The sequence below is a fragment of the Nonomuraea fuscirosea genome (assembly GCF_003001935.1).
Classification (GTDB): domain Bacteria; phylum Actinomycetota; class Actinomycetes; order Streptosporangiales; family Streptosporangiaceae; genus Nonomuraea; species Nonomuraea fuscirosea.
In genome coordinates this window covers 678,407-690,026 of the sequence record NZ_PVNG01000001.1, presented here as the reverse complement: position 1 = coordinate 690,026, position 11,620 = coordinate 678,407, and the positions used below count along the sequence as shown (strand labels likewise).

Here is an 11,620-nt window from a genome sequence, read left to right as displayed (position 1 = left end):
CTTGTCCACCACGCAAAATCACTATTTTTGCCGCTTTTTCATGATTTTTGGGCTTATCTGACTTTCTTTCCGACTCCCGCCATGAGGGACGACGGCAGCGACCAGTCACCCACCAGTTTGGGCCGGTCGGGACGCCAGTCGGTGGCCTGCACGAGCCCCGGCGGCTCCAGCGGGAAATCGCCGAAGAACGCCCGGATCTGCGCCGGGGTGCGGTCGGCCCCGTTGCGGCCCGACGACCCCCGCTGAACGCTCCTGGCCCGCTCCTCGTCGCCGATGCGCCCGAGCGTCGTGGCGTGCGAGATCACCAGATGGCTGCCCGGCGCCATCCGTTCGCGCAGGGCGGCCACCGCCCGCTGCGGGTCCCGTTCGTCCGGCAGGAAGTGCAGGATCGACACCATCAGCACGGCCACCGGCCGGTCGAGGTCGAGGAACTCACCCGCCCCCGCCAGCACCGCGTCGGGATCGAGCAGGTCGGCCTGGACGAAACAGGCCCTGCCCGGCGAGCGCCGGAGCAGGACCGTGGCGTGGGCGGCGACGACGGGATCGCGGTCGACGTAGACGACCCTGGCCTCCGGCGCCACTTCGTGCGCGCTGCCCTGGGTCGGCAGCCCGCTGCCGAGGTCGATGAACTGGGTGACCCCGGCGCGGGCCACATAGCGTACGGCACGCTGGAGGAAGGCCCGGTTCGCCCGGGCCAGCGGGACCGCCTCCGGGATCAGCTCCGCCAGGTGATCGATGGCCTGGCGGTCGACCGCGTAGTTGTCCTTCCCGCCGAGCATGTAGTCGTACATGCGTGCGGGATGGGGCCGGTGTTGGTCGAACTGCCGCACAGTTTGAATTTATGCCGTCCGCAGCGAGATAACGATAGTTTGGCCCGAATTAGACTCTTACTCGACCGTAACGCTCTTGGCGAGATTGCGTGGCTTGTCCACATCGCGACCGAGCGCGACGGCGGCGTAATAGGCGAGGAGCTGCAGCGGGATCGTCAGCAGGATGGGGTCGAGCTCGATCTCGTTCTTCGGGATGACGATGACGTCGTCGGCCAGCTTGGCGTCGGGCGCGCGGTGGCCGACCATGAGCACCCGGCCGCCGCGGGCGCGGATCTCACCGAGCGTGGTGAGGTTCTTGTCGAGCAGCTCGTCGTCGGGCACGATCGCGACCGTCGGCATCTCGGGGCCGATCAGGGCGAGCGGGCCGTGCTTGAGCTCGCTGGCCGGGTAGGCCTCGGCGTGCACGTACGAGATCTCCTTGAGCTTCTGCGCGCCCTCGCGGGCCACCGGGTAGCCGCGCACGCGGCCGACGAACATCATGCTCGGGTGCGGCGCGTACTTCTTGGCCAGCTCCGCGATCTCCTCGCCCTGGGCGAGGATCTGCTCGATCTGGCCGGGCAGCCGGCGCAGCCCGTCCACGATGCGCCGCCCGTCGGCGGGCGACAGGTCGCGCACCCGGCCCAGGTGCAGCGCCAGCAGCGCGAACGCCACCGAGGTCGAGGTGAACGCCTTGGTCGAGGCCACCGACACCTCGGGGCCCGCGTGCAGGTAGATGCCGCCGTCGACCTCGCGGGCGATGGCGCTGCCCACGGCGTTGACGATGCCGATGACCCGGCCGCCCTTGCGCTTGAGCTCCTGTACGGCGGCGAGCGTGTCGTAGGTCTCCCCCGACTGGCTGATCGCGACGTAGAGCGTGTCGGGGTCGACGACCGGGTTGCGGTAGCGGAACTCGCTGGCCGGCTCGGCGTCGGCCGGGATGCGGGCCAGCTCCTCGATGAGCTGCGCCCCGATCTGCCCCGAGTAGTACGCCGACCCGCAGCCGATGATCTTCACCTGGCGGAAGCCGCGCGTCTCGCGGGCGTCCATGTTGAGCCCGCCCAGGTGGGCGACGTGAAAGCGCTCGTCGAGCCGCCCGCTCATGGTGCGGGTGATCGTCTCGGGCTGCTCGGAGATCTCCTTGAGCAGGTAGTGCTCGTAGCCGCCGGTGTCGTAGTGGCCGGCGTCCCAGTCGACGGTCAGCGGCTCCTTGGCCGTCTCGCGGGCGTCGCTGGCGAAGGTGTGGAAGCCGTCGGCCTTGAGCACGGCGAGCTCGCCGTCCTCCAGGTGGACGACCTGACGGGTGTAGCGGACCAGCGCGGCCACGTCGGAGGCGGCGAACATCTCCTTCTCGCCGATGCCCAGCACGATCGGGCTGCCGTTGCGGGCCACGACCACCTCGCCGGGCCGCTGGGAGTCGATCACGGCGATGCCGTAGGTGCCCACGACGCTCTTGAGCGTCTTCCTGACCGCCTCCTCCAGCGACTCGTTCTCGTCGGCGGCGTGCGCGATCAGGTGCGCGAGCACCTCGGTGTCGGTCTCGGAGGCGAACACCACGCCGTCGGCCTCCAGCTTGGCGCGCAGCTCTCCGGCGTTCTCGATGATGCCGTTGTGCACGACCGCGATGCGCTCGTCCGCGGACAGGTGCGGATGGGCGTTGACGTCACTCGGCACGCCGTGCGTGGCCCAGCGGGTGTGCCCGATGCCGAGGCCGCCCTTGAACCTGGCCGGCACGACCTTGGCCAGGTCGGCCACCCGGCCCTTGACCTTGCGCACCTTGAGGCCCTTGTTGGACACGACGACCCCCGCCGAGTCGTAGCCCCGGTATTCGAGCCGCTGCAAGCCCTCCAGCAGGATGGGCGCGGCGTCCTTGGGGCCGACGTAGGCCACGATTCCGCACATCGAGGTCTCCTCTATCCGTAAACGATCCTGCGAAGCTGCCGTAGCGACAGCTCCGGCGCCGCCACCCGGCGGCCGTGTAACTCGCCGGCGATCCTGGGGAAGATCTCGTCGTTGGTGAATCCCCTGGCCTTCAGCTCCCCGTGACGGCGGCGGACGAACTCCTCGGCCGATTCGGAGAAGTAGGACAGCACGTCGGCGACCACGCGGGCCGCCTCGCCAGGACCGAGCGGGCTCGTCCTCGTGAGGTGGGAAATGAGATCTTCGTACGGATGCCGTGTCGTGGACACAGACGAGGACACTACGGCTCTGGAGTGAGACACGCCAACATCCTGCCCGATATCGGGCAGGAATTAACGCCAGGGGATCCCGGAACGGCCCCAGCCCTCGGCCGAAGCGGACGTCAGAGGGTCGCGGAACGGCCCCAGCCCCGGCTGAAGCGGCGGCAGGCGAAGGCTCCGGCGGCCACGCCGAGCCCGGCGAGCACCGCCGCCGGACCTGCCGTGCCCGCCACGTCACCCCTGACGGCGGCCTGCAGCATGGTCGTGGCCCAGTAGCCGGGCGAGACGGGCGCGACGGCCTGCGCCCAGGCGGGCATCAGCGCGTACGGGACCAGCGCCCCGCCCAGCGCGCTGACCGACAGGGCGGCGATGTTGCACAACGTGCTCAGCTCGCCCTGGCTGCGCACGACGCCGGCCACGGCCGTGCCCAGGCACAGCAGCGCGAAGCACCACGCGGTCACGGCGAGCGCCAGCGGCCAGAGCGGCCCCGCCGGGCGCATGCCGACCACGAGCACCCCGTACGCCAGCAGCACGGCCTGCTGGACGACGAGCACGCCGAAGACCGGCAGCGCCTTGCCGATCATGATCTCGGGGACGCTGCCGCGGGTGGCGCGCAGGCGGTCCCAGGTGTGCCAGGTGCGCTCCGTGAGGGTGGCGGTGGCGACGTCGGCCATCGACAGCACCGAGAACATCACCAGCAGCCCGGTCACCGCCTGGGTGGCCTCGCCGAGCATGCCCTTGAAGACGAGCATGAGCACCATCGGCATGACGAGGTAGCTGACGAAGTGGGCGGGATCGCGCCGCCGCAGCCGCGCGTTGTGCCCGGCCAGCACGGCGATCCGCCGCAGCGACGCTCGCAGGGCCACCGGCCGGCCGCCTCCGGCGATGCGGCGCGGCGCGGACGGGTGGCGGCGCGGCGCGGCCGGGTGGCGGCTCGGGGCTTCAGGTGGCATGTGACAGCTCCCGGTAGAGGTCGTCGAGGGACGGGCGGCGGATGTCGATGCCGAGCACCGGCCGGTCGAGGTCGCGCAGCAGCTCGACGAGGGTGGCGGTGGGATCGGTGGTCGCCACGGCGATCTCCGCCGCGCCCTCCACGGTCACCCTGACCTCGCCCGGCAGGTCCCGCAGCAGGTCGGCGGCGGCGCCTCTGGCGATCACCCGCCCGTTCCCGGCCACCGCGACCGTGGCCGCCAGCTCGGTCAGCTCCGGCAGGTAGTGGGTGCAGTAGACGACGGCGGCCCCGCCCTGCGCCCGGCGGCGTACGGCGGCGAGCAGCGCGGCGCGCGTCTCCGGGTCGGCGCCCGCGGTGGGCTCGTCGAGGAGCAGCACCTCCGGCTCCGGCAGCAGGGCAGTGGCGGCCTGGGTGCGGCGCTGCTGGCCGCCGGAGAGCACGCCGACCCGCCGGTCGAGCACCTCGGTGAGGGCCAGCTCCTCCGCCGTGCGCTCCACGGCCGCGGCCAGGGCCCGGCCGCGCAGCCCGGCCAGGCCGCCGAAGAGCCGCAGCGTCTCCCGTACGGTGACGCTCGGGTAGAGCGCGAGGTGCTGCGGGGCCATCCCCACGTCGCCCTCGACCCGCACCCGCCCCGCGTCCGGCGCGATGAGGCCGGCGGCGATCTCGAAGAACGTCGTCTTGCCCGCCCCGTTGTGCCCGACCAGGCCCGCGATCTCACCGGGCCGCACCCGCAGGTCGAAGCCGTCGAGTGCGACGACCCCGCCGTAGCGCTTGACCAGTCCTTCGGCTGCCAGCATGACGACCCGCCCTTCTCGGTCTACGTCGTAGACCGATTGCTCTACACTGTAGACTGCGGTCGTGCGGAAGCTCAAGACCTCACGGCAGCCGGAGATCCTCGACGCGGCGCTCGCCATCGCCGACGAGCGCGGGCTCGACGCCCTGTCCATGCGGGCCGTGGCGGAGCGGGTCGGGGTGACGCCCATGGCCCTCTACGGCTATTTCCGCAACAAGGACGAGCTGCTCGACGCCCTGGTGGGGCGGCTGCTCACCGGGCTGACCCCGTCCGAGGAGGCGGGCACGGGGCAGGAGCGGCTGTCCGAGATCGCGTGGGCGACCCGGCGGCTGGCCAGGGAGCATCCCGCGGTCTTCCCGCTGCTGCTCTTCCGGGCCTCGGTGACGTCCGACGGGGTGCGCGTGGTGGATCTGATCTACCAGGCGCTGCTCGACGCGGGGGTGCCGGAGGCGGACGTGCCCAGGATCGAGCGGCTGGTGAGCACGTTCGTGCTGGGGTTCGCGATCTCCGAGGTGAACGGGCGCTTCTCCAGCGCCTCGGACGAGTCGCGGACGCGGCGGGGGGCCGATCTGCCCGCGCATCGGCGCTTGGTTGGGCATCTGGCGGCCGATGACTGGGATGCCGAGTTCGCAGCGGATCTGGCAGATCTCATGCGTATCATCCGACCCGTCTGACACATCCCTTTCCGGGGCATGGTTACGGTGAGTAGTCGTTCCGTGACATTCCTGGGGAGATGTTCATGCACCTCTGGCTGGCCGCCGCCCTGGCCGCAGGCACCCTCACCGCACCCACCGCCCTCCCGCCCTTGGAGCAGCCGCTCACCGGGACGGCCTTCGGGACGACGGCTTCGGGAACGACCGCCTTCGGGACGGTGGCCTCAGGGCGGCAGGCCGATTTCGCCGCCGCCGCGCGGGAGTTCGGGGTGCCGGAGAGCGTGCTGCTCGGGGTGGCCTACCTGGAGTCACGGTGGGACGCGAACGGCGGGCGGCCCAGCACCTCGGGCGGCTACGGGCCGATGCACCTGATCGACGCCTTCCCCGCCGACGCGCTCGGGCACGGCCACCTGATCGGGGACGCCCTCGGTGACCCCCGGGGAGACGACGCCAGGCCCATGTCCCGTACGCTCGCCGATCAGGGTGCGCTGCGCACAACCCCTGGCCCCGCTCCCCTGACGACCCTGCCCGAGGCCGGTCGCCTCGTGGGCGTGGAGCCCGCCCGGCTGCGGACCGACCCGGCCGCCAACATCCGGGCCGGCGCCGCGCTGCTCGCCTCCTACCAGGACCGGCCCAGCTCCGACCCGGCCGACTGGTACGGGGCCGTGGCCAAGTACGCGGGCACGGATGACGCCGTGGCGGCGGGGGCGTTCGCGGACGAGGTGTTCGCGGTGATGCGGGAAGGGGTGCGGCGGCGTACCGATGACGGATATTTCGTCCGACTCGACCCTGTGGACGTGGCACCGGGCGGGAAGTCGGCGGCGGGCGAACGCGCCGGGACCGCCGTACAGGCGGCCCCGGATGCCCTGAACGCTATGAATGCCTCTCCTGCCACTGACGCCCTCAGCAACGCCGACGCTTCCGGCACTTCGGCGGATCCGGATATGTCGGATACGGAAAGCGACGACTTCGGTGACGACGAGCCGCTGAACTTCGACCTGGACCCGGAGCTGAGCTGGGACGGAGAGGCCGAGCCCGAGTTGTCCGCCCTGCCGAAGCAGCAGAAGCCGGGCCAGGCCGAGTGCCCGTCCACGCTCACCTGCGAATGGATGCCGGCCGCGTACAAGCGCTTCGGCAAGAAGAAGGACCGCGACTACGGCAACCACGACCGGCTGGCCCGCACCCGCGCGGTCGACTACATCGTCATCCACGACACCGAGGGCTCCTACGCGGGCATCCCCTCCATGATCCGCAACCCCAAGTACGTGAGCTGGCACTACACGATCCGCTCCCGTGACGGACACGTCGCCCAGCACGTGAAGACGAACGACATCGCCTGGCACGCGGGCAACTGGGACGTCAACACCCGCTCGATCGGCATCGAGCACGAGGGGTACCTGGCCAAGGGCGGCGCCTGGTACACCGAGGCGATGTACCGCTCGTCGGCCAGGCTGGTCAAACACCTGGCGGCCAAGTACCACATCCCGCTCAACCGGGCTCACATCCTCGGCCACGACAACGTTCCAGGCACGACCCCGCAGACGGTGGCCGGCATGCACGAGGACCCCGGCCCCTACTGGGACTGGGCCCACTACTTCGCCCTCATGGGCAAGCCCTTCAAGGCCGCGAAGGACGGTGACTCGGTGATCATCCGGCCGTCGTACACCACCAACCGACCCCGCTTCACCGGCTGCGTGACCACGAAGCCCGAGCAGGCCTGCCCCGCCCACGGCGCCGCCACCGTCTGGCTGCACAAGTCGCCCAGCCACACCGCTCCCCTGGTCACCGACCTGGGCAAGCACCCGGGCAAGCCGAGCACCTACAGCGTGTACGACCACAGCGCCCGCGCCTCCACCGGGCAGCGCTTCGCCGTCGCGGCCCGGCAGGGCGACTGGACGGCCATCTGGTACCTGGGACAGAAGGCGTGGTTCCACAACCCGGCCTCCGCGCCGACCGCCGTCCCCGCCAAGGGGCCCATGGTGACGCCGACGTCGGGGCGGGTGAAGGTGTACGGGCGGGCATATCCTGAGAAGTCGGCCTACAAGAGCGCGGCCTACCAGGCCCTGACGCCGCTCAAGTACACGATCGAGCCGGGCCAGACGTACACGGTGGGCGACACGGTCACCGGCTCGTACTATGCCGCGAACGCCTTCCGCGCGTCCAAACACGTCACCACCACCGGCAAGACGCGGTACTACCAGATCCAGCTCGGTCATCGGGTGATGTTCGTGATGACCGGCGACGTCCGCCTGATCAGCTGAATTCCCGGCCACGGCCCTGACGGTGCGCACGGGCACTCCGCGGAGACGATATGGTTTTCCCGTGGCCCGGCGCACGTCGCCGGAGATTCACGCGGAAGTGGCTCAGTGGTAGAGCATCACCTTGCCAAGGTGAGGGTCGCGGGTTCGAATCCCGTCTTCCGCTCGGAGCAAGACTCCTGGTGGAGTGGCCGAGAGGCGAGGCAGCGGCCTGCAAAGCCGTCTACACGGGTTCAAATCCCGTCTCCACCTCGATGACCGGCGGACCCTCCGGGATCCGGTAAAGTAAAAGAAGCGTCATCACGCGGAAGTGGCTCAGTGGTAGAGCATCACCTTGCCAAGGTGAGGGTCGCGGGTTCGAATCCCGTCTTCCGCTCGGAGTTCCAACTCAATACGGACGATTAGCTCAGCGGGAGAGCGCTTCCCTGACACGGAAGAGGTCACTGGTTCAATCCCAGTATCGTCCACCTGACTCCACCGGCCGGATGTGATTTCGGCCGACTCGGAGCTACCAGCCCCAGCTCATGGCATGTGCCCAGAGTCTGGGGCTTCTTGTTGTTCCGGTCGATCACGAATACGGCACTTCCCCCGAGGAGCGGCTCGAACGTGGAGAGAGAGCTCTTGATGCGTGACGAGTTCCGGTCGCTGTGGCTCAGACGCCGGCGGGCCTTCCGCCTGGAGATGAGCGATTCCTATGGTGTCGAGGACGAAGCGGGGCCGTTTCGCCGGTGGCTCCTGGGCGAGCCGGACGACTACGCGTGGCCGGCTTCACGAGCCCGCGACGACGACCGTTCTGACCCCTCTCGCGGTGAACGGCTGAAGTGACTCCTCCGTGGCAGCCGCGTCCGTGACCAGGGTCCAGGCGCCGAGGGCGTCCGGCATGCGGGCCCAGGCGTGGAACGGGCGGCGGCCCAGCTTGGCGGCGTGAACGAGGAGGTAGACGTGGCGTGAGCGCTCCATCATCAGCTCCTTGAACCGGGTCTGCTGGAGGCTCGCCTCGCAGATCCCCTCCTCCGCCGTCACCCCGTCGGCGCCCAGGAACACGCGGTCGAACGTCATCCGGCTCAGCGCCGCCTCCGCCAGGGGACCCACGAAGCCCTGGCTCACGTGGCGGAGCGTGCCGCCGAGGCATTCGACGTGCACGCCCGTCGCCCCGGCCAGCTCCTGCAGGGCGTTCAGGCCGGTGGTGGCGACCGTCAGGTCCACCGCGTGGCGCAGCTCGTGCGCCAGGGCGCCCGTGGTCGAGCCGGAGTCGAGCAGGACGGTCTCGCCGGGACGGATCTGGGCGGCGGCCCAGGCGGCGATGGCGCGCTTGGCCTCGAACGCCTCCCCGATGCGCTGCCGCAGCGACGCCTCGGGATGGGTGACCACCGCCATCGCGCCGCCGTAGGTGCGTGCCAGCAGGCCCGCCGCCTTCAGGTGGGCCAGGTCACGGCGGATGGTGGAGGCCGTCACGCCCAGCTGGGCCGACAGCTCCTCGACGCTGGCCAGCCCGGTGGTGGTGGCCAGGCGGACGATCTCGTCGCGTCTGGCCTGTGCCGCACGGCCCATCGGTGACGGTCCTCTCCCTCGCAGCCCCTGCGCGTCCTTGGCAACTGTTGCGCGCCCTTCACGACCCCTGCGCGTGCCTCACATTGCGTGTGTGTCACAGCCCCTGCGCGGACGACAGCTCGGCGGCCTGTCGGAGGGCCTCGATCATGCTACCGGCGTCCGCGACGCCCTTCCCGGCGATGTCGAACGCGGTCCCGTGGTCGACCGAGGTCCTGATCACGGGCAGGCCGACGGTGATGTTGACGCCCGCCTCCAGGCCGAGGATCTTGACGGGGCCGTGGCCCTGGTCGTGGTACATGGCCACGATGAGGTCGTAGTCGCCCCGGCCGGCCAGGAAGAACGCGGTGTCGGCGGGCAGCGGGCCGTGCACGTCCATGCCCTCGGCGCGCAGCCGTTCGACGGCGGGAACGATCTTCTCCTCCTCCTCGCCGTACCCGAACAGGCCGTTCTCGCCCGCATGGGGGTTGATCCCGCAGACGCCGATCTTGGGACGTTCGAGACCGGAACCGCGCATGGCGGCCTCGCCGCGCCGGATCGTCCGCTCGACCAGGCCGGGCTCGATGCGGGCGACGGCGTCGATCAGGCCGATGTGGGTGGTGACGTGGATGACCTTGACCTTGGCCGTCGAGAGCATCATCGACACCTCCTCGGTGCCGGTGAGGTGGGCGAGCAGCTCGGTGTGGCCCGGGTAGAGATGGCCGGCGGCGTGCAGGGCCTCCTTGTTGAGCGGGGCCGTGCAGATCGCGCGTACCTGGCCGGACATCGCCAGTTCGCTGGCCAGCCGTACGTACTCGTACGCCGCACCGCCCGCGACCGCCGACACCTTCCCCCACGGCAGGTCGTCGGGGAGCAGGCCCGGGTCGATGACGTTGACGCGGCCCGGCTCGAACACCGCGTCGGCGACAGCGTCCACCGTGACCACCTCGGGGCTCGCGCCGAGGAACCCGGCGGCCCTGCGCAGGCGCCGGGCGTCGCCGATGACGACCGGGCGGCAGAACGCGGACGTCTCGGGGGCGAGCAGCGCGCCGATGATGACCTCGGGGCCGACGCCGGAGCCGTCCCCCATGGTGAGGGCGATCAGAGGTGTACTCATGTCAGCCTTTCTACGGAGGCGAAGTGGTAGGGGGCGAGATGTGCGGCTATGCGGAGCAGGCTGTCACGCTCGCCGAAGCTGCCCGGCCTGGTGACCACGTGATGCCCTTGGGGGCTGCGGCTGAGCACCGCGCCGTGGTGGATCTGGCCCAGCGGGGTCAGTTCGGTGACGCCGAGCGCGTCGAGGACCCGCCTCGCGGTCTCCCCACCGGTGAGAACGAGCCCGGCGGGCCGGTCGTCGAGGCCACGGGCGACGATCCCACCCAGGACGCCGGCCAGACCCGGCGGGGCGGGACCCACCACGGTCAGCACGACCGGCCCGTCCAGTGCGTTCCGCACCCGGCGCGCGGCTGCCTCGGGCTCGCCCAGTTCGGCGGCGGTGAGCGGGATGGGGGTGGCGCCGTGCCCGACGAGCAACGCCGCCTGCTCGGCCGCCCCCGGCTCGGCCGTCCCGACGACGACCAGCAGCGGTGCCGCGCCGGGACGCGAAGGCGGGGGGTGGGGTGGCGGGTCGGGGGAGAGGGTGCGGCCGAGGGCTGCGGCCAGGCCGCCGGCGCCGATCAGGTGGGTGGACGGGTCGGCGTCGAGTGCGGCGGCCACGATCGCGTCGAGGTCGCCGTCGGTCTCCGCGTCACAGACCGCCACCCGGCCGCCCGCCCGCCCGATGGCCGCCGTCAGGGCCCGATGACCGGCGCGGACGGTGTTCAACGGCACGAGAACGGACGGCACCGCACCGAGCGCATCCGCCACGGTGACGGGCCCGGCAAGTCCGTCACCACCGGCCGCAGACGTGCCCGCAGTCGTGGCAGAGGCAGACTTCGGCGGGAATGTGCGCGCAGTGAGCGTGGGGACTGCGCGCCAGGTGCGTGTTTCGCGCAGCGGGATTCCTCGTATGTACGGGACTCCGCCTGTCACCGTGCGTCCGGCGGACGGGAGGGAAGGGGCGAGCACCACAGGGGCGGTGGCGAGGCAGGCGGCGACCGTGGCTGCGACGTTGCCGCGCAGGAGAGAATCGATCTTGACGAAGACGCGGCGGTCCTCAGCGTGCCCGAGCGCCTCACGTACCAGGTCGAAGGCCTGTGGGTGGTGCCGGCTGTCGAGGTCGGCCACCAGCACGGGTGCCTGTGACGGATACGGCGGGCCGGACAGGGCGATGAGCGCGGAGCCGGCGCGGGACATGAGCACGGCCGCCGTCTCGGCCGCCCCCGACAGGTCGTCGGCCAGGACGAGCACGGACGCCGGGCCGACGCTCACGTCTCCCCCGGCCACCGCATTGCGCGAATCACGCATTGAGCATTGCACAGAGTACGCAAGCATGCCACAGTTGCCGCGACG

General features: G+C 70.9%; 11 protein-coding genes and 4 tRNA genes. 7 read left to right on the top strand and 8 right to left on the bottom strand.

The window, feature by feature from the left end; translation table 11 throughout:
* Positions 1-53 precede the first annotated feature (53 nt).
* The 5 genes from B0I32_RS03075 to B0I32_RS03055 form a co-directional block, all read right to left on the bottom strand.
* Positions 54-830: an SAM-dependent methyltransferase gene (locus tag B0I32_RS03075; protein ID WP_245955522.1), complete on the bottom strand. Its 777-nt coding sequence runs from the start codon at positions 828-830 to the stop codon at positions 54-56.
* Positions 831-887: 57 nt separating this feature from the next.
* Complete coding sequence (gene glmS / locus B0I32_RS03070; protein ID WP_106234656.1) at positions 888-2,708, bottom strand: glutamine--fructose-6-phosphate transaminase (isomerizing); 1,821 nt, start codon at positions 2,706-2,708, stop codon at positions 888-890.
* Between the two features lie 11 nt (positions 2,709-2,719).
* The gene (locus tag B0I32_RS03065; RefSeq protein WP_106234893.1) at positions 2,720-2,995 is read right to left on the bottom strand and encodes a hypothetical protein; all 276 of its coding nucleotides are present in this window, start codon (positions 2,993-2,995) and stop codon (positions 2,720-2,722) included.
* Positions 2,996-3,108: 113 nt separating this feature from the next.
* Positions 3,109-3,939, bottom strand: a complete 831-nt coding sequence (locus B0I32_RS03060; RefSeq protein WP_245955520.1) for an ABC transporter permease — start codon at positions 3,937-3,939, stop codon at positions 3,109-3,111.
* Entirely contained in the window at positions 3,929-4,735 is an 807-nt protein-coding gene (locus B0I32_RS03055; RefSeq protein ID WP_106234654.1) for an ABC transporter ATP-binding protein, read from the bottom strand. Before B0I32_RS03055 ends, B0I32_RS03060 begins: the two co-directional genes overlap by 11 nt.
* A gap of 61 nt (positions 4,736-4,796) precedes the next feature.
* Between B0I32_RS03055 and B0I32_RS03050 the strand changes: the two genes are divergently transcribed.
* From B0I32_RS03050 to B0I32_RS61555, 7 genes are all read left to right on the top strand, one after another.
* Positions 4,797-5,405: a TetR/AcrR family transcriptional regulator gene (locus B0I32_RS03050; RefSeq protein ID WP_219911618.1), complete on the top strand. Its 609-nt coding sequence runs from the start codon at positions 4,797-4,799 to the stop codon at positions 5,403-5,405.
* 65 nt (positions 5,406-5,470) lie between these two features.
* Positions 5,471-7,645 (top strand): N-acetylmuramoyl-L-alanine amidase, encoded by a 2,175-nt coding sequence (locus B0I32_RS03045; protein WP_245955518.1) that lies wholly within the window; start codon positions 5,471-5,473, stop codon positions 7,643-7,645.
* Positions 7,646-7,736: 91 nt separating this feature from the next.
* Positions 7,737-7,808 (top strand) — tRNA-Gly (locus tag B0I32_RS03040).
* A gap of 15 nt (positions 7,809-7,823) precedes the next feature.
* Positions 7,824-7,894 (top strand) — tRNA-Cys (locus tag B0I32_RS03035).
* Positions 7,895-7,946: 52 nt separating this feature from the next.
* A tRNA-Gly gene (locus B0I32_RS03030) sits at positions 7,947-8,018 on the top strand.
* Positions 8,019-8,037: 19 nt separating this feature from the next.
* Positions 8,038-8,109 (top strand) — tRNA-Val (locus B0I32_RS03025).
* A gap of 157 nt (positions 8,110-8,266) precedes the next feature.
* Positions 8,267-8,467: a DUF6879 family protein gene (locus tag B0I32_RS61555; protein ID WP_425438081.1), complete on the top strand. Its 201-nt coding sequence runs from the start codon at positions 8,267-8,269 to the stop codon at positions 8,465-8,467.
* On the opposite strand, the gene B0I32_RS03020 is transcribed toward B0I32_RS61555, so the two are convergent.
* The 3 genes from B0I32_RS03020 to B0I32_RS03010 form a co-directional block, all read right to left on the bottom strand.
* Positions 8,411-9,193 (bottom strand): DeoR/GlpR family DNA-binding transcription regulator, encoded by a 783-nt coding sequence (locus B0I32_RS03020; protein ID WP_106234653.1) that lies wholly within the window; start codon positions 9,191-9,193, stop codon positions 8,411-8,413. The two genes, B0I32_RS61555 and B0I32_RS03020, sit on opposite strands and share 57 nt — an antisense overlap.
* A 94-nt stretch (positions 9,194-9,287) precedes the next feature.
* A complete protein-coding gene (gene pdxA, locus B0I32_RS03015; RefSeq protein ID WP_106234651.1) occupies positions 9,288-10,286 on the bottom strand; it encodes a 4-hydroxythreonine-4-phosphate dehydrogenase PdxA in 999 nt (332 codons plus the stop codon).
* Positions 10,283-11,539 carry a four-carbon acid sugar kinase family protein gene (locus B0I32_RS03010; protein WP_219911617.1) on the bottom strand — a complete coding sequence of 419 codons (1,257 nt, stop codon included), beginning with the start codon at positions 11,537-11,539 and terminating at the stop codon, positions 10,283-10,285. Before B0I32_RS03010 ends, pdxA begins: the two co-directional genes overlap by 4 nt.
* Positions 11,540-11,620 lie beyond the last annotated feature (81 nt).

Bases quoted from the DNA above. Each gene is read 5' to 3' on its own strand.
- B0I32_RS61555 (WP_425438081.1), top strand. From the start codon at position 8,267: ATGCGTGACGAGTTCCGGTCGCTGTGGCTCAGACGCCGGCGGGCCTTC.
- B0I32_RS03045 (WP_245955518.1), top strand. From the start codon at position 5,471: ATGCACCTCTGGCTGGCCGCCGCCCTGGCCGCAGGCACCCTCACCGCA.
- pdxA (WP_106234651.1), bottom strand. From the start codon at position 10,286: ATGAGTACACCTCTGATCGCCCTCACCATGGGGGACGGCTCCGGCGTC.
- B0I32_RS03055 (WP_106234654.1), bottom strand. From the start codon at position 4,735: ATGCTGGCAGCCGAAGGACTGGTCAAGCGCTACGGCGGGGTCGTCGCA.
- B0I32_RS03020 (WP_106234653.1), bottom strand. From the start codon at position 9,193: ATGGGCCGTGCGGCACAGGCCAGACGCGACGAGATCGTCCGCCTGGCC.
- B0I32_RS03060 (WP_245955520.1), bottom strand. From the start codon at position 3,939: ATGCCACCTGAAGCCCCGAGCCGCCACCCGGCCGCGCCGCGCCGCCAC.
- glmS (WP_106234656.1), bottom strand. From the start codon at position 2,708: ATGTGCGGAATCGTGGCCTACGTCGGCCCCAAGGACGCCGCGCCCATC.